25 protein-coding genes are annotated in these 23,021 nt (G+C 36.2%); 18 read left to right on the plus strand and 7 right to left on the minus strand.

Features of this window, described 5'->3' with window-relative positions; genetic code table 11:
- Nucleotides 1–14: 14 nt before the first annotated feature.
- The 5 genes from T479_RS22355 (at nt 15) to T479_RS22375 (ending at nt 5,212) form a co-directional block, all read left to right on the plus strand.
- Nucleotides 15–1,511 carry a serine hydrolase domain-containing protein gene (locus T479_RS22355; RefSeq protein ID WP_025220882.1) on the plus strand — a complete coding sequence of 499 codons (1,497 nt, stop codon included), beginning with the start codon at nt 15–17 and terminating at the stop codon, nt 1,509–1,511.
- Nucleotides 1,512–1,583: 72 nt separating this feature from the next.
- Nucleotides 1,584–1,997: a MarR family winged helix-turn-helix transcriptional regulator gene (locus T479_RS22360; protein ID WP_024364304.1), complete on the plus strand. Its 414-nt coding sequence runs from the start codon at nt 1,584–1,586 to the stop codon at nt 1,995–1,997.
- Between the two features lie 173 nt (nt 1,998–2,170).
- On the plus strand, nt 2,171–2,839 hold the full coding sequence (locus tag T479_RS22365; protein ID WP_025220883.1) for a hypothetical protein: 669 nt from the start codon (nt 2,171–2,173) through the stop codon (nt 2,837–2,839).
- Nucleotides 2,836–3,108 (plus strand): hypothetical protein, encoded by a 273-nt coding sequence (locus tag T479_RS22370; RefSeq protein ID WP_024364306.1) that lies wholly within the window; start codon nt 2,836–2,838, stop codon nt 3,106–3,108. The genes T479_RS22365 and T479_RS22370 overlap by 4 nt, the downstream gene beginning before the upstream one ends.
- A gap of 208 nt (nt 3,109–3,316) precedes the next feature.
- A complete protein-coding gene (locus T479_RS22375) occupies nt 3,317–5,212 on the plus strand; it encodes a BMQ_0737 family morphogenetic spore coat protein (RefSeq protein ID WP_024364307.1) in 1,896 nt (631 codons plus the stop codon).
- A 72-nt stretch (nt 5,213–5,284) separates the two neighbouring features.
- Here T479_RS22375 and T479_RS22380 read toward each other — a convergent pair whose 3' ends face one another.
- Nucleotides 5,285–6,493, minus strand: coding sequence for an MFS transporter (locus T479_RS22380; protein ID WP_025220884.1), 1,209 nt, complete (start codon nt 6,491–6,493; stop codon nt 5,285–5,287).
- A gap of 214 nt (nt 6,494–6,707) precedes the next feature.
- Here T479_RS22380 and T479_RS22385 point away from each other — a divergent pair, with 214 nt between their 5' ends.
- From T479_RS22385 to T479_RS22405, 5 genes are all read left to right on the plus strand, one after another.
- On the plus strand, nt 6,708–7,424 hold the full coding sequence (locus T479_RS22385) for a cytochrome c biogenesis CcdA family protein (protein WP_038510053.1): 717 nt from the start codon (nt 6,708–6,710) through the stop codon (nt 7,422–7,424).
- Nucleotides 7,425–7,438: 14 nt separating this feature from the next.
- Nucleotides 7,439–7,969, plus strand: coding sequence for a redoxin family protein (locus tag T479_RS22390; RefSeq protein WP_025220886.1), 531 nt, complete (start codon nt 7,439–7,441; stop codon nt 7,967–7,969).
- 18 nt (nt 7,970–7,987) lie between these two features.
- Complete coding sequence (gene msrAB, locus T479_RS22395) at nt 7,988–9,100, plus strand: bifunctional peptide-methionine (S)-S-oxide reductase MsrA/peptide-methionine (R)-S-oxide reductase MsrB (protein ID WP_024364311.1); 1,113 nt, start codon at nt 7,988–7,990, stop codon at nt 9,098–9,100.
- 258 nt (nt 9,101–9,358) lie between these two features.
- Nucleotides 9,359–10,126: a response regulator transcription factor gene (locus T479_RS22400; protein ID WP_025220887.1), complete on the plus strand. Its 768-nt coding sequence runs from the start codon at nt 9,359–9,361 to the stop codon at nt 10,124–10,126.
- Nucleotides 10,127–10,129: 3 nt separating this feature from the next.
- Entirely contained in the window at nt 10,130–11,863 is a 1,734-nt protein-coding gene (locus T479_RS22405) for a sensor histidine kinase (protein ID WP_025220888.1), read from the plus strand.
- Nucleotides 11,864–11,942: 79 nt separating this feature from the next.
- On the opposite strand, the gene T479_RS22410 is transcribed toward T479_RS22405, so the two are convergent.
- Nucleotides 11,943–12,161, minus strand: a complete 219-nt coding sequence (locus T479_RS22410; protein WP_024364314.1) for a hypothetical protein — start codon at nt 12,159–12,161, stop codon at nt 11,943–11,945.
- Between the two features lie 164 nt (nt 12,162–12,325).
- Nucleotides 12,326–12,475, minus strand: a complete 150-nt coding sequence (locus T479_RS23060) for a hypothetical protein (protein WP_227665392.1) — start codon at nt 12,473–12,475, stop codon at nt 12,326–12,328.
- A 231-nt stretch (nt 12,476–12,706) separates the two neighbouring features.
- Here T479_RS23060 and T479_RS22415 point away from each other — a divergent pair, with 231 nt between their 5' ends.
- The gene (locus T479_RS22415) at nt 12,707–13,198 is read left to right on the plus strand and encodes a hypothetical protein (RefSeq protein WP_024364315.1); all 492 of its coding nucleotides are present in this window, start codon (nt 12,707–12,709) and stop codon (nt 13,196–13,198) included.
- 151 nt (nt 13,199–13,349) lie between these two features.
- Here T479_RS22415 and helD read toward each other — a convergent pair whose 3' ends face one another.
- Complete coding sequence (gene helD, locus T479_RS22420) at nt 13,350–15,674, minus strand: RNA polymerase recycling motor HelD (protein WP_025220889.1); 2,325 nt, start codon at nt 15,672–15,674, stop codon at nt 13,350–13,352.
- A 471-nt stretch (nt 15,675–16,145) separates the two neighbouring features.
- Between helD and T479_RS22425 the strand changes: the two genes are divergently transcribed.
- The 7 genes from T479_RS22425 (at nt 16,146) to T479_RS22455 (ending at nt 19,944) form a co-directional block, all read left to right on the plus strand.
- The gene (locus tag T479_RS22425; protein WP_025220890.1) at nt 16,146–16,778 is read left to right on the plus strand and encodes a TetR/AcrR family transcriptional regulator; all 633 of its coding nucleotides are present in this window, start codon (nt 16,146–16,148) and stop codon (nt 16,776–16,778) included.
- 108 nt (nt 16,779–16,886) lie between these two features.
- Nucleotides 16,887–17,621 carry a glucose 1-dehydrogenase gene (locus tag T479_RS22430; protein ID WP_024364318.1) on the plus strand — a complete coding sequence of 245 codons (735 nt, stop codon included), beginning with the start codon at nt 16,887–16,889 and terminating at the stop codon, nt 17,619–17,621.
- A 152-nt stretch (nt 17,622–17,773) separates the two neighbouring features.
- On the plus strand, nt 17,774–18,091 hold the full coding sequence (locus T479_RS22435) for an MGMT family protein (RefSeq protein ID WP_024364319.1): 318 nt from the start codon (nt 17,774–17,776) through the stop codon (nt 18,089–18,091).
- Between the two features lie 407 nt (nt 18,092–18,498).
- On the plus strand, nt 18,499–18,864 hold the full coding sequence (locus T479_RS22440) for a DUF2085 domain-containing protein (RefSeq protein ID WP_024364320.1): 366 nt from the start codon (nt 18,499–18,501) through the stop codon (nt 18,862–18,864).
- 18 nt (nt 18,865–18,882) lie between these two features.
- Entirely contained in the window at nt 18,883–19,164 is a 282-nt protein-coding gene (locus T479_RS22445; protein WP_024364321.1) for a zinc-ribbon domain-containing protein, read from the plus strand.
- A gap of 15 nt (nt 19,165–19,179) precedes the next feature.
- Entirely contained in the window at nt 19,180–19,599 is a 420-nt protein-coding gene (locus tag T479_RS22450) for a zinc ribbon domain-containing protein (protein ID WP_025220891.1), read from the plus strand.
- 18 nt (nt 19,600–19,617) lie between these two features.
- Complete coding sequence (locus T479_RS22455) at nt 19,618–19,944, plus strand: zinc-ribbon domain-containing protein (RefSeq protein ID WP_024364323.1); 327 nt, start codon at nt 19,618–19,620, stop codon at nt 19,942–19,944.
- 151 nt (nt 19,945–20,095) lie between these two features.
- On the opposite strand, the gene T479_RS22460 is transcribed toward T479_RS22455, so the two are convergent.
- The 3 genes from T479_RS22460 to T479_RS22470 form a co-directional block, all read right to left on the minus strand.
- Nucleotides 20,096–20,305, minus strand: a complete 210-nt coding sequence (locus T479_RS22460) for a TM2 domain-containing protein (RefSeq protein WP_024364324.1) — start codon at nt 20,303–20,305, stop codon at nt 20,096–20,098.
- A 259-nt stretch (nt 20,306–20,564) separates the two neighbouring features.
- Nucleotides 20,565–22,274: an ABC transporter ATP-binding protein gene (locus T479_RS22465; RefSeq protein WP_038510056.1), complete on the minus strand. Its 1,710-nt coding sequence runs from the start codon at nt 22,272–22,274 to the stop codon at nt 20,565–20,567.
- Nucleotides 22,267–23,007: a MerR family transcriptional regulator gene (locus T479_RS22470; RefSeq protein WP_025220892.1), complete on the minus strand. Its 741-nt coding sequence runs from the start codon at nt 23,005–23,007 to the stop codon at nt 22,267–22,269. Before T479_RS22470 ends, T479_RS22465 begins: the two co-directional genes overlap by 8 nt.
- Nucleotides 23,008–23,021 lie beyond the last annotated feature (14 nt).

Here is a 23,021-nt window from a genome sequence, read left to right on the forward strand (position 1 = left end):
AGGAATCATACTTTATGTATAAACAACAATCAGCTATTGGGAAAATTATCGTCATCTTCCTGCTCATACTATTCACTGTCAATGGTGTTGTATTTGCCACTAGCGATCATGTCATGGATAAAGATAAAACCTTAGATATTTCTGCTATTGACGCATTTATGACAAAAGAAATTGACCGATTGCACATCCCAGGGGCTTCACTCGCTATCGTTAAGGAACACCAAGTTGAATATTTGCAAGGTTATGGTGTTTCAAAACCAGATGGGACAAAAATGACACCACAAACACCTATCGTCATCGGCTCCGTTAGTAAATCGTTTACTGCTCTTGCCATCATGCAGCTTGTGGAACAAGGGAAACTCCATTTAGATGATACAGTGTCCTCCATACTACCAACGTTTCAACTTGCTAATAAAGAAGAAGCTAAAAAAATAACTATTCTACACTTGTTAAACCATACAAGCGGTCTCTCTACTTATGATGGCCAAGTAGCAATATCCGACGGTGATCAAACATTACAAGAACATGTAAAAACCTTAGCCACTATAAAGTTGGCATCACCTGTAGGTAGCCAATATGAATATTCAAATTTGAATTATAACTTATTAGGTGCAGTCATAGAGGAAGTTACAAATACATCCTATAAAGAATATGTAGAGGAACATATTTTTAAGCCGCTGGCAATGCATAATAGTTATGCAGATCCAAAAGATGATCGCAACAATACTAGCGCTACGGGTTATCAAACTGTATTTGGATTTAAGATGCCTACAAAACAGTTAATCCATCGTGGTACTGTTTCTTCAGGATATCTTCTTTCTAGTGCAGAAGATATGGCAAATTACATGATAGCGCAATTGAATAATGGTCACTTTAACGGGAAAAACATACTATCACCAAACGCAATGAACAAATTACACCACCCTTTTGCATTTATCGGGGATAGTACTTATTATGCCATGGGTTGGGAAGTAAAAAATGCGATTATCTCCCATAATGGCTGGACAGAAAACACCTATTCAAAAGTGTTATTGGACAAGGAATACGGTATTAGTCTCCAAATCAATGCAATGGATTATTTTAATTTAAATGAATATGATGCCATCGTAAATGGACTTCATCAACTTGTCCATCAAGAACAACCCTCATTATCGAATAGTAAGCCTTTTCTAAAATATATACTATTCGATTTACTATTAGCGATTATTATTGCGCTTATTGTTCGGTCTATTTATCGATTGTTTAACCGTAAAAAACCTAAAGTAACAACTTTTCAGCGGGCGTTTCAGTGGTTCTCACTAGCGGTCTTTAACTTGCTACTACCTTCATTTGTTTTAATTGCTTTCCCACAATTATTTGGTCCATTATCTACTGTAACTTTATTTGCTCCTGGAATAGGACATTTGTTATTTATAGTACCTGTATCACTTTTAATAATAGGGCTCATCACGTTAGTTCAATACCTACTGAAGAAACCCATACTCGCTTCAAGGTTACGTGGAAATTATTAATGGTTCACTTCACATAAATTATATATTTACTATATAATTTAATAAGTAAATATTTTAGTGGGCTGTGATCATATGTCAAAAAATAATCCAATGCACGAAGTTGAAAGCATCATGCGCGAAATGCTTGAAATACAGCAAAAATCTATGATGTTTGTGAATCTGCTGTCAGAAGGCGAAACATTATCTCAAAACCAGCTTATCCTTCTTCTTCAGCTAAAAATCAACGGTGGTATGAAGGCAACAGAAATTGCTGATTTCTTTAGTGTAACCCCCGGGGCTGTTACATCCATGTGCGATAAATTGGAGAAGCTTAATTTTGTTCAACGCGTTAGAGAAAGTGAAGATCGACGTGTCGTAAATATGAAATTAACGACAGAAGGAGAACAAAAAGTACAAGAAATTTTTTTAAAACTTCCACAAGAAAAACTAACAGAAATAGCAAATGTATTAACGGATGTAAATCAGTTAATGCAAAAAATTTTTTAAGGATTTCAAACATTGAAATCCTTTTTTTATTGCCCTCATAACGGTATTTATTTTTCACCTATAGACTAGGCAGTTTTTTATTCTTGACAAAATAGAGCAGCATATAATTTAATTAATATATGTTTTAATTATTAAAATATATATTAATTAAATTAAAAGAGGTGATAATTAGCATGACAAATGAACGCATACAAAAACAGCATAGTATTACGCTTACTAGTGGCAAAATTTATGATTTAATGCCCGACTGCGAACAGTTGAATATTCGCGGGGCGGTTGGTGTCCATCAAAAAGTGAACTTAAAGATTATATCCACACATGGACATAGTGTATTTCATTCCCGTGTTATTGCTCGCACTTTAAAAAATACAGGCTCTTGTAATATGAAAGATTATTGTGAAATAGGAGAGTTGACGAATGCGGGGAATGTAACAATCCGCTCTGGGGAAGTTTCGACTATTACGAGTACAGGAAAACTGACAATTGCACAATCCTTACATGCACAGCAGTTCCAGGCAATCGGCTTTGTGAAAGCTCAAGAAATACAGGCATCTCATTTTCACTTAAAATTATCTGGTCCAAGTAGCATTACCCAACTCGTTGCAGATGACATCATCATAGAAAAAGATAAGTTCTCACTTTCTCTTCTCAGTAAAAAACTGCATTGTCATTCGATAAAGGGCAAAAATTTACACCTTGCTTACACAATTGCAGAGGTTGTAGACGGTACTGTTATTGAAGTTGGGGACCATTGTACAATACAGAAACTTTATTACACCGAAAGTTATACCATTTCCCCCCTTGCGAAAGTACATCACATCATTAGGAGGGAACAAGGATGAAAATGATTCGTGGATTTTTTTGTTCCTTAGCCCTTATTGTGTTAACCATTCTATACGTAGGACTGGTTGTAAGCGCCATAATATCCATACTTGCTGGTATTTTACGAACTGTAGGCATTGATGAAATCAAAATGAGCATTTGGCAAGGCATTGAACTTCCGATTGCTTTCAGTATCCCTTTTGCACTCGTTATATCTTGCTTGCTGTTCTTTTGCTCGCTTTACATCAAACGTTCGATCACATTTTGTTTTTCAAAACTAAAGTTTTAAAATGGTGCGTCGTGCTCTTAGCAAAGAGGTTCACATCTTTATATCACTACTTGAACCTCTTTTCATTTGTTGGAAATGAAATTGGTTTCTAGGCCAATCACCTGTTAACTTACCACAACGTACATATAATAATGGGAGATAGGAGTAATGGAAAAAGGAGCAATTTTATAATGAAAATAAACAAGCTTAAATCCGTTAACAGGGTATTATGGTAAGCGTCTTATGTTGTTTTCTATCAGATGAAAACGGGCGTGAACTGGACCCGTATTTGCCAAAGAGTATAAGCTGTACAGAGTTAACTACTGCAAACGCACGTCCTAAACAATGGTCCGTCTTGCCAAATGGAACAACTATTGACCTTCAACGAGTAGATATTCTTATCACTGGTTATGTAACGATTGTGCTCGATAATGGCCTTAGACATATAGAACCTTTTTCTGTAACAAAACAAATTTTATTATGTGCACCCGAGGGGACGCAAATAACCTGTAGACTGACTGATTTTCACTGTTCCTCTCAGGCAGTTAATGCAAATGGTATGTTCCAAGGTTTATTAATAGCCATCGACCTATGTTTATCAGTTCAGTCTATCCATGACATTGTAGTCACAATGGAAAGTCAGTTTTGTAAACCTCGAAAAGATATATTACTATCAAAATGTTTTTTACCAGATCAACAACCGTCCATTCCATTTAAGCCAAATCTAGAAAAAACAACACAACTGTTTGAAAAGCTCTGCTTGAAAGTCCCACAAGTATATGATTGGGTTATTACACCGATTAGCATTCCACAAATCAATGTTCCCTTTTCCTGTGTATATGAGGTAATGTATGTGGCGGGAAATTGTAATGGTATTAGTATTGGAGATTACATTTGTAAAACGTGTACGGGCATATGTGAGGAGACTTTCATTTGTTCTAACCAAAGTTGTACATTATTATTAAGTCTTACTTCATCGAACTGCACATTTTGCCCTGCCGGAGGGCGTTCACTTTCACCTGATTTTGTTTGTACGCCACCAGCAGGGCGTATACTTAACATTAATCAGGGAATCTATTATAACGATTTACAACCAGCAATTGATGGGGCCAATGCTGGGGATAGTCTTATTGTTTTCCCAGGAAATTTTATTGAAACAGCTGATATCACTGTCAATAAACCATTAACAATTTCTGGCCTTTCTGCACAGAATACAGTGATTGAGTTTCCAAATCCACCGGTGGCACAATCAAATCTCAATATTGCCGCAAATAATGTGACAATTAACAATCTTCATTTTCTCAGTCCGACCATTACAAATGCAGATGATGTGTCATTATTGAGAATTGACCATGCTCCTGGCAACACTTTATATGATAATATAACGTTAAATAATCTTATTATAGAAGGAGGACCAAAGCGTCTTGCAATTATCAATGCCTCCAATATAGCCATCCTCAATTCAACATTTATTCATACTGGTAATCGACATGCCATAGAGCTCAGAAGCGGGACAGGAACAATGAATATTTCCGGCAACACATTTTCAGGTGGACCCGATAGCAGAAACGCTATTATTTTCCAAGTAGATACACCTACAGACACTTTTATTAACGCTTCATTTATTATATTAAATAATACTGTGACCCGTTTTTCACACTTTGTATTATTTAACCTTGCAGCTAACGACACTGTTTCTATTCATGTTTCAAACAATGTTATTGACCAACAAGACCGACCAGGGCCGACCATTACGTTTATTCCTCCTACACAGCCGTACAATTTTTCAACAATTGCACCGATATTGATTGAAAACAATCAAATCACAAATCCTAATCCACCTATTGAAAGTCCAGATCCATTTTCTGTTTCAAGTAACCTTTCTGTTTATGTAGACTATACTTATACACTCGGGCTTCCAACATCCATTCCAGCCAATGGCCAAATACAAGTCTATAACAATATATTTAATGTGGCCTTACCTTGGGGATTAGTAGTACCACCAAATATTTATGACGTCGTTTTTCCGAATGATCCAGTTGGCTATAATATGACTGATGCCCCAGGAACGATGTCATTAAATGCTTTTGCTTTAATGGGCAATGTGTCAACGCCAATTCCATAATTGCTATGACAAAGAAGGACCTTTCACTAGTTGATGGGTCCTACCTTTATTTCACAGTCTATAAAAATATAGTCAATTTGTTTTTTTGATTTGCAGTGCCTGCTTATTTGTTGCAATATGGATAGCCATGTATATGGCAAATACCAAACCAATTGCACCAAAAATAACAGCTACAAGCTGTAGAGAAAACCAATCTGCCATTACGCCTAAACTAAATGTAAGTACTATTTGAATAACACTTTGAACAAGGCTGACAGCGCTACCGAATCGTCCCATTAAATGTGGTGGAATGTTTTTTTGGTAGACCGTATCATATCCCGTATTGCTAAATGCCATAAAAACACCTAACGTGATAAAGCAACCTGTTGCAAACCAAATATTGCTGGACGCATAGAACAAGGTATAGGATAACATCGTACATGTTAGTCCAACTCCTATATAGGTAGTGATTGAAAATTTCTGTACTAAAGCCATTGCCAATAAACCACCAACAATAGCCCCCACCCCTGCAACACTGACAAGTACACCATACAAACTATCAGAAGCTGATAAAACTTTTTTGATAAACGTCATTTCTTGCGAGTCTAATGCAAAAGCAACCATGAGTGCGATTTGATAGGCAATAAAAAATTTTAAAAATTGCCTTTGTTGTTGTATAAAAGTCCAAACGATTTTAAAGTCCGTTATCATTACTCGAATTGTAAGGACTCCCCGCTTCTCTTTCACTTCCTCCTCTAAGTTCGGTAAACGGGCAATCACCCATGCACAAACAAAAAATGTCACACTGTTTACCCACATCGCAATATTAATATTAAAAGAGGCAATAAGCACACCCGCGATGGCCGGGCCTAACATAAAAGAACCTGAATTGAATGTGCCTAACAGGGCATTAAAACGTTGCTTATCTGCATCGTGCACGTATTTGGCAATATAATATGTACTGCTTGGTCCAAAGAAACTACTAGCGACATTCGCTAAAAATAATAAGCCGTAGACAAGCCAGATAGATGTCATAAAGGGCATTAAGAAAACAATTAGTCCACGTAAAACATCCATCGCAATCATAATGTTTCTTTTATTTGACCGATCAATAATGGAACCTGCCACAAAATTTGTAAGGATGCGGGCAATCGGACCAACAATAAAGATACCTGCTACTGCTGTTGCTGAATACGTTAAATGCCAAACCATTAAGTTTAAAGCAACGAGATAAATCCAATTTCCTAAATAAGAAAAGCCAAATCCCCCTAATAATAAGCCATAGCTTCGAAAAATCTTCATAGCAACCCCTCCCCCTACCTTATCTTACCAAAAACTTGAAAAATAATAGTGTATTCGTTTAATACCTTTTTACCCTAAACGCACAAAATTCACTAACTTTACACACTTAATGTTTTTACAAGATGATTTCTAAGAGTTTCATAAAATCATTCTATGTTGCTTTGCATTCACTTTTCTTACTATAAAACTATACAAGAAAGGTGGTGCTTCGATCATGGACGGACAGCTTTTATTCAGTACTGTTTTTATTGCGGGAATTCTTTCTTTCCTCTCCCCCTGCATTGTCCCTTTACTACCGGTTTATTTTTCAGTTTTGTCAACCAATGAAAGTGGAACTGCTATGCAACATGGCTTCTCTATCGGTAAATGGCATGTAAATACACATTTACTATTTAAAACGATTATTTTTGTTGTCGGTCTTTCAACAAGCTTTGTAATTTTAGGATTTGGCGCCGGTTTTCTTGGTTCGGTCATTAATACAGACTGGTTTATCGTCGTCTGTGGGGCAGTAGTCGTTTTGCTCGGTCTACATCAAATTGGCTTCATTAAATTAGCCGTGCTTCATAAAGAAACGAAAGTGCAGCTAACACGGAGTAATAAACGTGACTTACTCGGCACCTATCTTTTGGGTCTAACATTTAGTATGGGTTGGACACCTTGTATCGGACCAATTTTAGGAGCAGTGTTAGGCTTATCAGCAAGTGAGGGGCAAGCTACTTATGGGGCGCTGATGATGTTATTCTATGCACTTGGATTACTAATTCCCTTTTTAGTTCTTGCACTTTTTTCCGATTTCCTTTTACGTCATGTTACAAAAATCAATAAGCATACAAAGAAAATTAAAATTGCCGGTGGTGTCATGATTATTTTCATGGGAATTGTTTTAATGACAAATAATTTAAACCTATTATTAACATTCATTCCACAATAGAAAGGAGATTTAGTATGAATCATTTAAAACATCTTGTTATTTTGTTCGTAGCAGTCCTTTTTTTAGGGGCATGTTCTGCAGATTCCAAAAATACTGCTACTACTGCAGCGGCTAGTAACGAGGGCATTGTGGCCCCCTCCTTTAACTTAGTTGATGTTAAAGGGGATCGTTATAATCTTGCTGACTACAAGGGTAAAAAAGTGTACGTAAAGTTTTGGGCTTCTTGGTGCTCTATTTGTTTAGCTGGCTTAGAAGAACTAAATACATTGGCTGGTGAGGAACAGGATTTTGTTGTCTTAAGCATCGTTTCGCCGAACTTTAATAATGAAAAAGACAGTGATGCATTTATTAAATGGTTTAATGGGGTTGAAAACACTTCAAATATTAAAGTGCTATTAGATGAAGATGGCGCCATTGCAAAACAATACAATGTGCGAGCATATCCAACGTCTTCCTATATTGGATCTGATGGCAAACTAATTCAAACGCTCCCCGGCCATGTAGGCAATCCACAAATTATTGAGAAATTTAAAAGTATCCAATAATAAAGGGAGGAATCTCTAATGAAGATAAAATTATTTGGCGTATTAGTAAGTATCTTACTACTTTTATCTGCATGTTCAGCGGACACTTCTCTGTTAGCAAGTAATGCAAGTACAGCACAAGCACAATCTAAATATCCACCAAACCCTAACGTCAATGTCAGTTTTGATACAAATAATTTAAAAGATATTTGGCTTGCAGGTGGTTGCTTCTGGGGTGTAGAACATTATATGGCGCGTGTTTATGGTGTTTATGATGCCGTATCTGGTTATGCAAATGGCAACACAGAAAACCCAACCTACGAAGACGTCATTTGGAAAAATACTGGCCATGCAGAAACAGTTCATGTGCGCTATGACCCTGAACGTGTTAATTTAGAAAAACTATTAGCACATTTCTTTCAAATAATTGACCCAACTTTACTCAATCAGCAAGGAAATGACCGTGGTACCCAATATCGTACAGGTATTTATTATAAAGATGAAGCCGATAAAGCGATTATTGACAAAGTAATAGCAAAAGAACAAGAACGCTATGATAAGCCTATTGTTACCGAGGTGGAACCACTTGTTAACTTTACAATTGCAGAAGAGTACCACCAAGATTATCTTGAAAAAAATCCAGATGGCTATTGTCATGTAAAGTTTGATTCTTTGGAAAATCAAGAAATACCATCACTCATTGATCCTGCACGATATCCAAAGCCAAGCGACGATGAAATTAAAAAAATATTAACAAAAGAACAATATCGAGTAACACAAGGCAATGGTACAGAAATGGCTTACTCCAATGAATACTGGGATAATTATGATCCAGGCATTTATGTTGATATTGTTACGGGGGAGCCCCTTTTTTCATCAGCGGACAAATATGATTCGATGTGCGGTTGGCCAAGCTTTACAAAACCAATTGACCCAGCAGTAGTGCTTGAATATGAAGATACAAGTTATAATATGATTAGAACTGAAGTGAGAAGTCGCAGTGGTGATAGCCACTTAGGGCATGTATTTAATGACGGGCCTAAAGATCGTGGCGGCTTACGTTATTGCATCAATAGTGCTGCCATTAAGTTTATTCCACAAGCCGAAATGGAAGCAGCAGGTTACGGATACTTAGTACATCTCACAAAATAATGACGGTGCCAGTCACTCAAACAATTCTGAAACAATTTATGTCGATCCACTAAAATTTACGCAGACTCCTTTTAGCAATGCACAGAACATAAGCCGCAACAGGCTCGCGCGGTTAGCGACGAATGTTGCGGCTTCCGTCGTGCCCGCAGAAAGTACAGTGGATTTTGCGCATAAGCAGTGCCATCTGCATCTATGCTTGTTTAGTTGTCAATGAAGGAATAGCTCCTATTTTATGAATGTTTTTAAAGAGGTGATGTCATGTATACATTATTGGTCGTCGATGACGAAGCTATTATCATTAAAGGAATTCGCTCATTTGTTAATTTCGAGGAGCTTTCTATTTCAACGGTATTCGAAGCTTCAAATGGTGAAACCGCACTTGAAATTTTCAAAAAACATAGCCCTGACCTTATACTAGCTGACATCAATATGCCGAAAATGAACGGTCTTGATTTTGCCACTGCGGCAAAGGCACTAAAACCAGATGTCAAAATTGCTATTATTACAGGCTATGACTATTTTGATTATGCTGTAACAGCATTAAAGGCTGGCATTGATGACTATGTTCTAAAACCAGTCTCTAAAAAAGACATTCAAGAAACATTAAAAAATCTGATTGAAAAACTGCAAGCAACACAAAGCCAGCATGAAATATCGAAGCTTGTCGAAGGAATATTAAACGATACAAAAGTACATGATGATACTGGTTATAAAGCAAAAATTCAAAAGGAAATTGACCGCAATATTGCCAATGTCGATTTTTCTTTAAGCTACTTAGCAAAACAACTGGCACTAAGTAATTCTTATTTGAGTAGCTTGTTTAAAAGCCTGTACGGCAAAAACTTTCAAGATTATATGCTCTCTACTCGCTTAGACCGAGCGAAAATTTTTTTACTTAGCACTGATATGAAAGTATATGAAGTAGCAGCAGCTGTCGGCTTTGACGACCCTAATTATTTCAGTGCCACATTTAAAAGGAAATTTGATGTTTCTCCGAATCAGTTTAGAGAAAAAATGAGGGAATAGTAAATGAAGAAGTCCAATATGCTGAAAACTTTACGCATGCAAATTGCCCTTCACTATTTAAAAGCAAGTGGTGTTATTTTGTTATTAATGGGCGGCATTTTATATTATAGTATTTCCTCCGTTGTATTGAGTGAAGCAACCTCTAGTACGAAAACAGCAGTAGAAAAGAGCGGTATGTATATTGACCTTTATATTGAGCGTCTAAAAGCGGTCTCTGCTTTACTTGCTGAAAACCCTCAGCTTGTATCCTATTTTTCAACTACAGAGCGTGATTCCGCTATGAAGCAAAATTTATTGTCGATGATTCGGACAACGATGACAACCGATCCATTTATTCAATCGGTTGTTATTGTGAGCAAAGATGGGCAAGTACTTTCCAATGAAAAAGGTTTAATTATGAGTATGTCGAGCAATATGATGAAGGAACAATGGTATATGGCGGCTGTTAATAACGGTAGCAAACCCGTTTTAACCTCTGCACGGATGCAGCACTTTTCAATGGATAAAGACAACTGGGTTATTTCGATTAGTCGCGAAATAAAAAATAATGAAGGTCAAAATATTGGCGTATTGCTTATCGATATCCAGTATAAAGTGATTGAAGACTTTTTAGCTAATTTAGATTTAGGGAAGAATGGCTTTTCTTTCATTATCAATGATCAAGGCGAAGTCGTTTATCACAGAGATACAGCGTATTTTGCAGACTCCATGAAACAACAACAATTACAGCAAATAATCGCCAATCAAGCAGGCTATGATAAAGAAAAAAATACGTTAACGCACACCTATAAGTTAATGAATGCAGACTGGACGTTTGTTGGTGTCTCTTCGCAAGATGGATTGTTAATGATTAAAAGGCAATTGCTCGAAATCTTTCTGTTAGTAGGAACTGTTCTCTTTATTATTGCTGCTGTTAGTGTTGCATTATTCGCTGGACGCATTACGAAACCATTCCAACGTTTAGAAAAAGCTATGCAAACTATCGAATACGGCTTAAAAGAGGTGCCTATTGATGCAAAAGGATGCTATGAGGCACAAAGTTTAGCAAAACATTTCAATAGTATGATTGTCCAAATTGAAAAATTAATGCAAGAAATTACTGAAAAAGAGAAGCACTTAAGAGCCACAGAAATTAGTGCGCTCCACAGTCAAATTAATCCGCATTTCTTATACAATACATTAGATACAATTGTTTGGATGGCTGAGTTTAATGATAGTGAGAAAGTGATAGAAATGACAAAAGCACTCGCTCAATTTTTCCGACTTTCACTAAGTGGTGGAAACGAACTGACAACCGTAGAAAATGAATTAGATCATGTTCGTCAATATTTATTTATTCAAAAAGAACGGTATGGGGAGAAGTTAAATTACACGATTGTCTGTGAACCAGCCATACGCAATGTCCAAATGCCTAAAATCCTTTTACAGCCCATCGTAGAAAATGCTTTATATCATGGAATTCGAAGTTCTTCTCATATTGGTCATATTCATATTAGTGCAAAACTTACTGGTAGTGATGTAGAACTTAGAGTCCAAGACAACGGACAAGGCTTCGACGTTAATCAATTAAACAAGGAGCCAACTGAAAAGCGCACAAAACTAGGAGGCGTTGGCATTAAAAATGTTGATCAGCGCATTAAACTCTATTATGGCCCTGATTATGGCATAACGATTGATTCGAGTATCGGCATAGGAACAACCATCTCTATTAAAATTCCATCAACAATAAAATCATGAACGCATTCTTTTAAAAAGGACTAAGGCATTGACGCCTTAGTCCTTTAACTCAATGTATTGAATAGTTGTCAAATACAAACTAGTGCCATGCAGTCCGCTCGCTTACGGGTTGTCGAGCGGCATTTTTCCCTTGTGCTTCAGGAAAGTTATTTGCTTGTGCTACCGCCCCATCAAAATCAAATTCAGAGCCAAACTCTCCTTGATAGAGCTTTTTACCATTTTGATTAACTTCTTGTTTTTTCGCACTAAACTTGTCCTTAGCTTTTGCATTGTTACGATTTGTGTTTATATTTGACATAGCCATCCTCCATTGATTTTTATTGAAAAGGAATCGAACTACGCGATTACTTTTCATCTTAAAGTTTGGCCAGTCTGATGGACTTTTATTTATACATGAATTCATTTATGCAAAAAAGCACAGTCTGTACTTTTGCTTGTCTAGACGTTTAATAAAACTTGTATTTACAACAAGTTAGCTAAAAAGTCTTGAACAGTTTTAGGTAACATTTGAAAGAATAGTCCTTCATATTTAATATCGAGCAGACCCGCAATAATAATAAGAATAACGATGAATGCTAAAAAGGGTTTCTTATTTTTAGAAATCCAATTCAAAAGGCTCCCCTCCTTAGAAAAATTACGTTTTAGTTCTAGATAAGTATATAGTGATTTAAGTAAAAAATATATTATTGCTTTGTATTAAAAATAAAGCTACATATTTTTAGTCACCCCAAATAGGCTTGTTACATAGATTACAATGACCCTGTACGAAGGGATGTTGAATTGAATGCAGGGCGTGAAGTTGTCTTCAGTAATTGCTTACACTTTTTTAAGAAAGGAATGGCTATGGTCAATTTTAAATTTTTTCAAGGAATTGTTTCACAAATAAATGATTTTGCTGTCGGACAGAATGGGGGAAGTGAAGGTTGTTATACTTTAATGACTGTAGAAGACGGTGCTGGTGGCATCGTTAATTTTGTTATTTCACCTTCTACTTACTTTGTAAATCAAGAAGTTGTGAGCCGTGGGGATCGCATTGTTGGGTATTATGATGGGAATGCACCTGCCCCAATGATTTATCCTCCACAATACCAAGCACTAATCGTTGCCAAAGAAAACAGCTATCAAAATGTAAAAGTCGACTTTTTTAATTCGCAATTGTTGAGTAGTGATGGGCAATTACAATTAAATGTTGCTCCCTACACGCCCATTTTACTTAAAAATGGGCAACCTTTTTCAAAAAGCCCTGCAAACCGCACTCTTATTGTTGTCTATGGCCCTACGACAAGAAGCATTCCCGCCCAAACGACACCGCATGAAATAATTGTTTGGTGTTAAGCTATTACACAGCAAATTGAATAATGATGAAATCCCCTATTCCATAAAAATCCACGTCCTTTCCGCAGGCACAACGTAAGCCGCAACTTACATTTGTTGCGGCTTACATCCTGTGCGTCTTGCAAGGCAAATTGTTTGAGTGACTGGCACTTCAATTTTCCTGTATAGCATTGCGTAAAAGTGGGCTCGGTTCCCCTACGCTATATAGTTGCAAATAATGCATAGCTCTCGTACAGGCAGTGTAGAAAACCCTACGTAAACTGTCATCACCATATATGTGCTCAGATGCATCGTAAATGATAACCGCTTCAAATTCGATTCCTTTGGATAAATAAGATGGAATAATGACGACACCTTGTTCGTACTCCGGTGAGCCATATTTTATAAGCTTCACATCCTCAATATCGGACAAAGCTTCAAATGCATGTTTGCTTTCCTCAGCAGTTTTGCAGATAATGGCAATACTGTTATAGCCGTCTTGTCGCAAAGCTTCGACTTTCGTTGTAATAGCAAGATGTAAAGCTGCACGATCCGATAATTGCGTTAGCACAGGTAATGCGCCATCTCGTTCAAACGGCATAATGCGTTCGCCATTCGGCACTAGTTTACGTGTAAACTCGATAATCGGTTTTGTCGAGCGATAACTACGCGTCATCGTAATAACTTCTGTTTCATCGGGCCCATATAGGCTACTCAGCATATTAAAATCAATTATTTCGCTAGCATGTGCAAAGATAGCCTGATTAAAATCACCTAGCACCGTCATCCTCGCAAAAGGAAATAAGCGTTTTAAAAACTCGAATTGAAATGGCGAATAGTCCTGCGCCTCATCCACAAGAATATGCTTGATTGCGCTATTCGTTTGAAAACCTTGAATCAATTCTTTCATCAATAAAAAAGGAGTAGCATCTTCGTAATATAATTTATCTTCATCTAACATCTCTCGCGTTGCTTGGCAAATAGCCTCCCACTCTACTGGTGTTTCTCTATCTACCCACTGTTTTATTTGCTCAGGTTCAATAAACAACTGCTTGTAGATTTCCTTAATGTCGATAAATTGTAACGCACGAATTCGTTTCCGCAATGTCTTCAGCTTCTTAGATACAATCAATCGCGCAAGTTTATGAGGCTCCATCTCATAATCGGCTATCGTCTCTCTGGCAAAGCCTTGCTTTTTAGCTAAATAAACTCGTGCCTTATGGTATTCTTCATTACTAAGCAACTCAATTTCTTCTTGCACCCACTCCTTTTTCCATTCAACTTTTTCGGTTTCTTTCACTTTCTTTAAAATCCATTCTGTTAATTTTTCCAGTCGATTATGGAAATTAAGTGACGTGTCGTTACGATAAAATTGTTCACCAATTTGTTGTGCGGTAAGTATCGGTTGTCCTCTGAAGTGAATGTCTTTGAATATCATACCGTTAAACTCCAGCGACTTTCTGTATGCTTTAATAACTTCAAAAAAGCGAGTAGATGCTTTGAAGCGGATGTTCGCTACTCTTATACTATGAGCAGGCGTATGGGCTTCAGTTAAGACATATTCCAATTGTTCATACGGATTTTCAACCTCGAACTCTTTACTTAGTCGGTGATGTAGGTACTCCTGAAACGTTACTTGCTGCATATTTTCTTCGCCCAGTTCAGGCAATACATTAGAGACATAGCTGTTAAACATAGCATTAGGTGAAAATAATATAATTTGATCGGCATTCAGTCTGTCGCGGTATTTATAAAGCAAATAAGCAATGCGTTGTAAAGCTGCTGAAGTTTTCCCACTGCCAGCTGCTCCATGTACAATAAGCAACCTGCCTTGATCATGGCGGATAATTCGGTTTTGCTCCTGTTGAATCGTTGCTACTATACTTTGCATATGCTTGTTTGTACCTTGCCCTAGCACTTGCTGTAAAATTTCATCCCCAATTGTCAAACTTGTATCAAACATGGATTGAAGTACCCCTTCACGAATTAGGTATTGCCACTTTTTCTCTAATTCCCCGTAAATAATGCCTTCCGGTGTCGTGTACTGGGCAGGGCCTGGCATGTAATCATAGTAAACACTCGAAATAGGTGATCTCCAATCGTAAATAAGGAAATCCTCCCCGCTTTTATCCATAAGCGATGAAATACCAATATAGACTTGTTCTTTCACCGACATACCTTCTTCTAAAAAATCAATTCGACCGAAGTAAGGCACTTTCTGCATCCGACGCAGTGTAGACAATCTTTTAGAAGCATGTTTGTGTGTGCTTTGACTGACAGACAGTGCTTGCGTTTCTTGTCTTAAGCCGATAATCGTCTCAAGGTAATCATCAAAGGTATCCATATTGACCTTAATTTCGTCCCAAAAATGTTTGCGAATATTTACTACTTCATTCTTACGCTGTAAAGTTTCTTTCTCCAACTTACTCAGTTGCTCTGAAATAGTCTCCATAACAATGTCCAAACGTTGTTGCTCTTGCTGAAACTCCGACTTCATCGCATTCACTCCTTAAAAATTAAAGTATATGGGTTGACTTATGAAAAACAATGCTCTATAATTAAAGTAGAGATATTATACACTTTTAAATACTAAAGTGCCTATCTATATAAATCTAACACATGCTCACATTTTTATCAATGGATTGAGCATTTTTTCTATTATTATAAATTGATATCCCAAACACTTCTAAGATGCCACTTAGAGGTGTTTTTTATTTAGAAAAAGCACCTCTCTAAAAATTTAGAACGGTACTTTCTATTTTGGCAACTCATGCATTAATTACTTATTTTTTATTTTTGGGTACTAACCACACTACAATAAATGCTATGAGCGCTATTACAAACATAAAGAAATAAGTAGAATTAGCTGCTATTGCATACTAGTTAATGGTTTCCTGCAATGCGAACATAAGTGATAGCAAGTAAACATGCTACAATTAATGTAAGAAGAATAGTTGGAGTGACGAAAATGAGTAAACGAGAACAACAAAAACTACAACGTCGCCAAAATATTATCCAAATTGCCAAGGATTTATTTTTAGAGCAAGGCGTTCAAAACATACAGATGCAAGACGTGGCAGATGCCGCTGGGGTTGGGATTGCAACAATATTTCGGTACTTCCCTAAAAAAGAGTATTTAGTTATCGCAGCTTCCAATTCTATTACAAATGAAATGGCGACAGATATAGGACAAATTGTCGAGCAGACGATTCCGGCTTTTGAAAAAACCGAGCAAATTTTAGATTATTATATAAGCGGCACAAAGGACCCACAGCTACGTTTAGTAAAGTTTTTTGAGTCCTTTGATTTATATGAAAAAATGGCTGCTGAATCAACGGAGCAATATGCGGAATACTTATTTGCACGAAGCAAATTAGCTACTATCTTATTAGCATTAGCTGAGCAAGGCAAGAAAGATGGCTCATTAAGAACGGACATTGATTTAGATGTTTTTATTATAACGATGGTGCAGAATTTCAGTTTATTTACATTTAAATCAAGCCTAACAACCCATGATACGAACCTCTCTACATTCCTTTCAGCGGACAAGCAGCTCACGATGATAAAGGATGTATTTTTAACCTATATTCGACCACACTAATTGGGTAGTCGTTTGAATTGACATTCCAACTAGAAAGTTGTTAACTAGGAAGTATAAAGTGATAGTCAACTATCACATTTTTAAAATGAGGTTTAGGGGGCTTTTTATATGAGTCGTTTATCAGGTAAAGTAGCAATCATTACAGGCGCTGCACAAGGTATGGGTGCTGCACATGCTAAATTATTCGTAGAGCAAGGTGCAAAAGTTATTTTAACAGATTTAAATGAAGAAAAAGGCCATGCATTCGCTACTGAATTAGGTGAAAATGCAATTTTCGTTAAACAAAATGTTACTTCTGAAGAAGATTGGGCTACAGTCATTGCAAAAGCGGAAGAAGCATTTGGTCCAGTAAACGTATTAGTTAACAACGCCGGCATTACGATGGCGAAAAATATGCTTGATATGACATTAGAAGAATATCGACGCATTGTGGATATTAACCAAGTATCTGTATTTTTAGGTATGAAAGCTGTGGCAGCTTCAATGATGAAAGCTGGTGGCGGTTCAATCGTCAATATTTCTTCAATGAACGGTTTAGTTGCTGGTGCTGTAGGATATACAGATACAAAATTTGCAGTACGTGGTATGACAAAAGCAGCCGCAATCAATCTAGCTCCAATGGGCATTCGCGTAAACTCAGTGCACCCAGGCGTAATCGCAACGCCAATGGTTGTACAAGAAGATACAAAAGCAGCAGTAGAAGAATTCTCTAAACACATTCCATTAAAACGTGTAGCACAACCAGAAGAAGTATCGAATATGGTGCTATTTTTAGCTTCTGATGAATCTAGCTATTCAACAGGCTCAGAATTCATTATCGATGGCGGATTAACTGCACAATAATAAGTAATCCACAACTGAAAAAGTGTTAGATTGACTGCGTCAATCTAACACTTTTTTTGTTAATTGTAATGCCAACGTTTAGTATTATTGAGGAGATGCTATAGTTAAGGCATAATTAGTATTAATATCTTTTACTATAGGGGCTGAATAATATGCAACCATTTACTAAAAATGTAATAGCTGTCTTAAAAAATATACCAAGCGGTAAAGTTATGACTTATAGCCAAGTTGCAGCATGTGCGGGCAGTCCTAGAGGAGCCAGACAGGTGGTAAGAATATTACATACAATGAGTGAAAAATATAATCTTCCTTGGCATCGTATTGTAAACATCAAAGGAGAAATTACCTTTAAAAATGCAGCCCATCAAAAGGCATTATTAGAAAGCGAAGGGATAATTTTCACAGATTCTCTTACACTCAACCTAGAGGACTATCAATATAAAATCGGTCCTATGGATTTTGATTTCTGAACTAACTTTATGAATCGGTCCAATCATCCATCTACTAGTTCAAATGGTAAATCCCTTGTCTCCTTGTGAAGGGGTATTTGAATTACCTAAAAGCAACTGTTGCCATTCCTTACTTATTAAAACCCCATGGTAAATTACCATTTTTATGTACAAAAAACACTTCATTTCAACCATATATTTTAAATAACAACCTTTTAACATGTCTCCCTCAATTTACAGCTCTAAATCAAATGGCATATTACACTTCAGATTAGCTAAAAACTTCATTCAAACATCTATATTTTCGCAAAAAGTTACTATGTATAATTTTACCTTACATTACAATAAAACTAAAATTATGTATTGTATTCACTAGTTTCCATTTTTGTTATATACTATACGCTAGAATAATAAAGGAGCTTACAAATATGGCAAAAAATATTAATTTTTTATTGCAAGTTTTTTTCTTTTGCCATCAAAGACCAGACCGCTCATTCCATTTTAAAGGTAAAAAGTTCCCTTTATGTGCAAGATGTACTGGGATGGCTGTAGGATATCTCTTATCCATCATGTTAGTGATACTTTTAGGTTTAATAGATTTGCGGATTATCATATTACTAATTTTACCAATGGCTATTGATGGTTTTGGACAATTATTTGGTAAATGGACAAGTACTAATAATAGACGGTTCCTTACTGGATTATCGGGTGGTATCGGTATTATATATATTTTCTACATTATGGGTTACCAATTTTTTTTATTGGGTCAAAATGTTGGAAGGAATTTACAATGAATTATTGGAGGTACTATTATGTTTTGTAGAAACTGTGGCGAACAAATTTCAGAGCACGCCGAAATTTGTATTCACTGTGGTGTCCGAGTAAAAAATGCAGTTGGGGATGACAAACCAAACTGGGGTATTAACATCATTACACTTTGCTGTGTACCACTTGTTGGATTAATTATGTATTTTATTTGGAAAAATGAAAAACCAGTTGCGGCTAAATCCGCATTAATATTCTTCTTCATTAGCATAGGAGTTATCGTATTATTCTATATCGTCATGTTCATTATTGGACTAGCAAGTCAATAGCACGAGAGCATAGTTATGTATTGTACTCACTGTAGTGAACCTATTGCTGCGTTAACGGAAATTTGCACGAAATGTGGTGTACGACCTTACATCACTAAAAACTTCTGTCACTCATGTGGCTCTAAGGTAGATTGTAATCAAGCCATGTGTATTGCTTGCGGCTCTATGCTAAAAGAAATTAAAAAAACGCAAGCTGCAGAATCTTATCATCCAGCGATTATAGGGATTTTAAGCTTTTTCCTCGTTGGATTAGGACAAATAATAATGGGACAAATTTTTAAAGGGTTAGTTATGTTAGTCGTTTCTTTTATATTAACATTGATAACCTTAGGATTATCTTCTTTTATTATTACACCTATTAACGTGATCGATGCTGTCCTGATTGCAAATAAAAAACGACAAGGGAAGCAAGTTGGCAAATGGGAATTTTTTTAATATGTAGGGGGTTTTACAATGTTTTGTCCTAATTGTGGTTCTAGCATTGATGACAATGCCGAAATTTGTATACATTGCGGTGTTAACGTATTAACATTTCACAAACAAAAGACTGTAGCAAAAGAAGATGCACCAAATATTTGGATTAATGTCCTCAGCTTATGCTGTTTCCCTCTACTTGGTTTTATTATCTATTTTGCATGGAAAGATACACAGCCAAAAGCAGCAAAATCAGCTTTAATATTCGCGGTAATTGGTCTAGCTATTTCAATTATTGTAGCGATTATTTCATTTGTAATAGGCTTTGCAACTGAAATGATGAATGATAGCTATTATTACTATTAATTACAATAGAACACTAACTGTATGAAACAATTAAGAAGGGTAGACATTGAAAAGTCTCCCTTCTTTTAATGTATTGCTATAAATAAAAGCAACAAGCGTAAAATGTATGTACAAACTCATTGTTTTTTATTCACTATTGTACTTCTTATGTTTAATTTGATTTAACAAGGTTGCCGTCTTTATCAGTAAATTTACCAACGATAATTATAATTAAATCTACTAGTGTCCAAATACCTAAACCGCCTAATGTAATAAACATTAGTATCCCTGTACCTATTTTGCCTACATAAAAACGGTGAACACCTAAACTACCTAAAAAGAAGCAAAGTAATATTGTTGCTACAAAACTTTTGTCTGACATGAAAATACCTCCGATAATTTTATAAATACTATAAGTTCCCACCAAATAATTATATTACATATTAAGGTTTTTTTAACATTTTTTTCTTATACCTTTTTCCGCATTTTTATAATCATATTCTAGTTATTCAGTAACTAGAATATGCTATATAAGTTCCAGTCAGACAGGTATTTTTTACTTAATATACCTATTAACGCCTTATAACATAAAAAAAGACATATTCATTTTTCTTTGAATATGTCTAACTAAGAGCAATCTTTTACTGTGTCATTAGTTTAATTAGCTGTTTATAATACGTATGATGTTCTTGAAGTTCCTCATGTTTTCCTGAACCCGTAATAAGGCCATCCTCAAACACTAAAATTTGATCGGCATGTACAATTGTAGATAAACGGTGTGCAATAATAACGGTTGTACGTCCCTTCATAACATACTCTATTGCCTTTTGTACCGCTCGCTCTGAGTCATTATCAAGGTTAGATGTTGCTTCATCTAATAATAGGATTGCTGGATTTCGGAATAAAGCACGTGCGATTGCTATCCGTTGTCTTTGTCCCCCTGATAATTTCATTCCCCCTTCGCCTACTTCTGTATCTAATCCTCTTTCAAACTGTTGAACAAAATCCCATGCGTAGGCATTTTTTAATGCCTCTATAATATCTGTTTCTAAAACATCACTTTTTCCATATGTTACATTATCACGAATTGTGCCATTCATAAGTGGAGCTTCTTGCGAAACATATCCAAATAAGCTACGCCACTCCTTTAAATGGATTTGTTCAATTGGCTGTTCTCCAAATCGAATAGTACCCTCTGTAACATGATAAAATTGTTCTATTAATGAAAACATTGTCGTTTTCCCTCCGCCACTGGCACTAACCAATGCGGTTGTTTTACCAGTTGGAATCGTAAAAGAAATACCTTTTAAAATTGGATTATCATTGTATTGAAACACAACATTTTCAAAAGTAATTGACTCATTGGAAGACGCAATAGCATTTTTTCCATGTCCTTCAATTGGTTCATTTAAAATTTCTTGTAATCGTTCTGTTGCACCCATTGCCTTTTGAAGCGAAGTGAAAAATGTTGCCATTTGTGTAAATGGAATAATGATTTGAACAAGGTAAATAATGATCGCTACAAGTTCACCTGCAGTAATCGCACCTGTTGCTACTTTTGCGCCGCCATAGCCGAATAATAAAATGAGTACCACCATCATAATAAACGTCATAATGGGTGATAACACGGCTAAAATTTTTGATTCTTTTAATCCAAATTGATACAAATGTTGGATTTTTTCTTCTCCATTTAGCTGCTCATAATTTTCTGTTTGCGACGTTTTCACGAGTCGTATATTCGTTAATACACGCCCCAACTGTCCTGTAAAACTAGCAAGCTCATCTTGATTTGCCCTCGCGATTTTATGAATACGTTGTCCCAGAGGCAAGGTCAATAAAATGGCTACCGGCACTGATATTAGCATCAATAATGTCATTTTCCAATCAATGATGATTAATATTATTACCGCACCCACGATGGCAAATAAGCCCGAAATAAAACTAATTAAATGATCTGTAATAAGTTCCTTAATAACATTCGTATCTTGCGTAATTCTGCTCATGGTTTCCCCAGATTCATGTGCATCAAAGTAAGGAATACGTAACCGTAAAACATGCGCCCATACCTTCATACGCAAATTAGCCACAATTCTTTCCCCAAGCTTACGCATCATATAAAACGTTACACCACTAAGTACAGCCTGGAAAATAAGAAATACACCTACTAATAAAATGGACTGCCATGAGAAACCAATCGTTGAAAAATCATTAATCATTCTCATCGTAAATAATGGCACAGTCAATCCAATAAGTGTTTCAACAATACTCAGTAAAAGAGTGCCTATCGTCAGTTTCTTTGATAATCGATTGCTATTCACAAGCTGCCAAATGCCTCGTACTGAATTATTCATCAGCTTCCCCCCTATACACTCCTAGTCGTTCAGCCTGCGAAATAAACCATTCTTCCTCTTCCTTTGTAAAAGGTGTAGGGAATAACCAATCATTAAGCTCAATATCTTCATATTCCTTTAATACTTCGACTAAATCCTCTACCATATCTTGTGGAATTAATGATAATAGCTGCTCCATTAGTGCTTTTAAAGAATCATCTTGAATCGGTTGGATATATGCCTGCTTCAATTGATTAGCTAAAGCCATGTATTTTCGATTAAATTCAATCATGGTTATTCCGGAAAAGTCGTATATTCGCTCGATTAACTCATCAGGTAACTTACCTCGCCAATAGTCTCGTTGCTCATCCTCTTTGAGTAAGTTAAATATCATCGTTAAAAAAATGGATGTATCAATGGCTTCCTTTTGTTTTCCTATGTTAATCGCCTGTTCCAAGCTCGTAATTACCCGATCAATTTGATTTCGCTTTTTCTCTAATTGGCGTTTTTGAAACATTAATGATTCGATTAACTGCTGTTCCCCGTTCTGTAAAATATCATCTATCTCCTCCAAAGAATAATCTAAATATTTTAATGTGACGATTTTTTGAAGGGTCTCTATGTTACCGTCATTGTAATAACGATGCCCCGATTCTGAAATATAGCATGGTTCTATCAATCCCTTTTCACTATAAAATCGTAAAGCCCGTACCGTTAGCCCTGTCTTCTTTGCAAATTGCCCAATTGAATACATATTTTCAGCTCCCT

Source organism: Lysinibacillus sphaericus (assembly GCF_000600105.1).
GTDB lineage: Bacteria > Bacillota > Bacilli > Bacillales_A > Planococcaceae > Lysinibacillus > Lysinibacillus sphaericus.

Bases quoted from the DNA above. Each gene is read 5' to 3' on its own strand.
- T479_RS22355 (WP_025220882.1), top strand. From the start codon at position 15: ATGTATAAACAACAATCAGCTATTGGGAAAATTATCGTCATCTTCCTG.
- T479_RS22360 (WP_024364304.1), top strand. From the start codon at position 1,584: ATGTCAAAAAATAATCCAATGCACGAAGTTGAAAGCATCATGCGCGAA.
- T479_RS22365 (WP_025220883.1), top strand. From the start codon at position 2,171: ATGACAAATGAACGCATACAAAAACAGCATAGTATTACGCTTACTAGT.
- T479_RS22370 (WP_024364306.1), top strand. From the start codon at position 2,836: ATGAAAATGATTCGTGGATTTTTTTGTTCCTTAGCCCTTATTGTGTTA.
- T479_RS22375 (WP_024364307.1), top strand. From the start codon at position 3,317: ATGGTAAGCGTCTTATGTTGTTTTCTATCAGATGAAAACGGGCGTGAA.
- T479_RS22380 (WP_025220884.1), bottom strand. From the start codon at position 6,493: ATGAAGATTTTTCGAAGCTATGGCTTATTATTAGGGGGATTTGGCTTT.
- T479_RS22385 (WP_038510053.1), top strand. From the start codon at position 6,708: ATGGACGGACAGCTTTTATTCAGTACTGTTTTTATTGCGGGAATTCTT.
- T479_RS22390 (WP_025220886.1), top strand. From the start codon at position 7,439: ATGAATCATTTAAAACATCTTGTTATTTTGTTCGTAGCAGTCCTTTTT.
- msrAB (WP_024364311.1), top strand. From the start codon at position 7,988: ATGAAGATAAAATTATTTGGCGTATTAGTAAGTATCTTACTACTTTTA.
- T479_RS22400 (WP_025220887.1), top strand. From the start codon at position 9,359: ATGTATACATTATTGGTCGTCGATGACGAAGCTATTATCATTAAAGGA.
- T479_RS22405 (WP_025220888.1), top strand. From the start codon at position 10,130: ATGAAGAAGTCCAATATGCTGAAAACTTTACGCATGCAAATTGCCCTT.
- T479_RS22410 (WP_024364314.1), bottom strand. From the start codon at position 12,161: ATGTCAAATATAAACACAAATCGTAACAATGCAAAAGCTAAGGACAAG.
- T479_RS22415 (WP_024364315.1), top strand. From the start codon at position 12,707: ATGGTCAATTTTAAATTTTTTCAAGGAATTGTTTCACAAATAAATGAT.
- helD (WP_025220889.1), bottom strand. From the start codon at position 15,674: ATGAAGTCGGAGTTTCAGCAAGAGCAACAACGTTTGGACATTGTTATG.
- T479_RS22425 (WP_025220890.1), top strand. From the start codon at position 16,146: ATGAGTAAACGAGAACAACAAAAACTACAACGTCGCCAAAATATTATC.
- T479_RS22430 (WP_024364318.1), top strand. From the start codon at position 16,887: ATGAGTCGTTTATCAGGTAAAGTAGCAATCATTACAGGCGCTGCACAA.
- T479_RS22435 (WP_024364319.1), top strand. From the start codon at position 17,774: ATGCAACCATTTACTAAAAATGTAATAGCTGTCTTAAAAAATATACCA.
- T479_RS22440 (WP_024364320.1), top strand. From the start codon at position 18,499: ATGGCAAAAAATATTAATTTTTTATTGCAAGTTTTTTTCTTTTGCCAT.
- T479_RS22445 (WP_024364321.1), top strand. From the start codon at position 18,883: ATGTTTTGTAGAAACTGTGGCGAACAAATTTCAGAGCACGCCGAAATT.
- T479_RS22450 (WP_025220891.1), top strand. From the start codon at position 19,180: ATGTATTGTACTCACTGTAGTGAACCTATTGCTGCGTTAACGGAAATT.
- T479_RS22455 (WP_024364323.1), top strand. From the start codon at position 19,618: ATGTTTTGTCCTAATTGTGGTTCTAGCATTGATGACAATGCCGAAATT.
- T479_RS22460 (WP_024364324.1), bottom strand. From the start codon at position 20,305: ATGTCAGACAAAAGTTTTGTAGCAACAATATTACTTTGCTTCTTTTTA.
- T479_RS22465 (WP_038510056.1), bottom strand. From the start codon at position 22,274: ATGAATAATTCAGTACGAGGCATTTGGCAGCTTGTGAATAGCAATCGA.
- T479_RS22470 (WP_025220892.1), bottom strand. From the start codon at position 23,007: ATGTATTCAATTGGGCAATTTGCAAAGAAGACAGGGCTAACGGTACGG.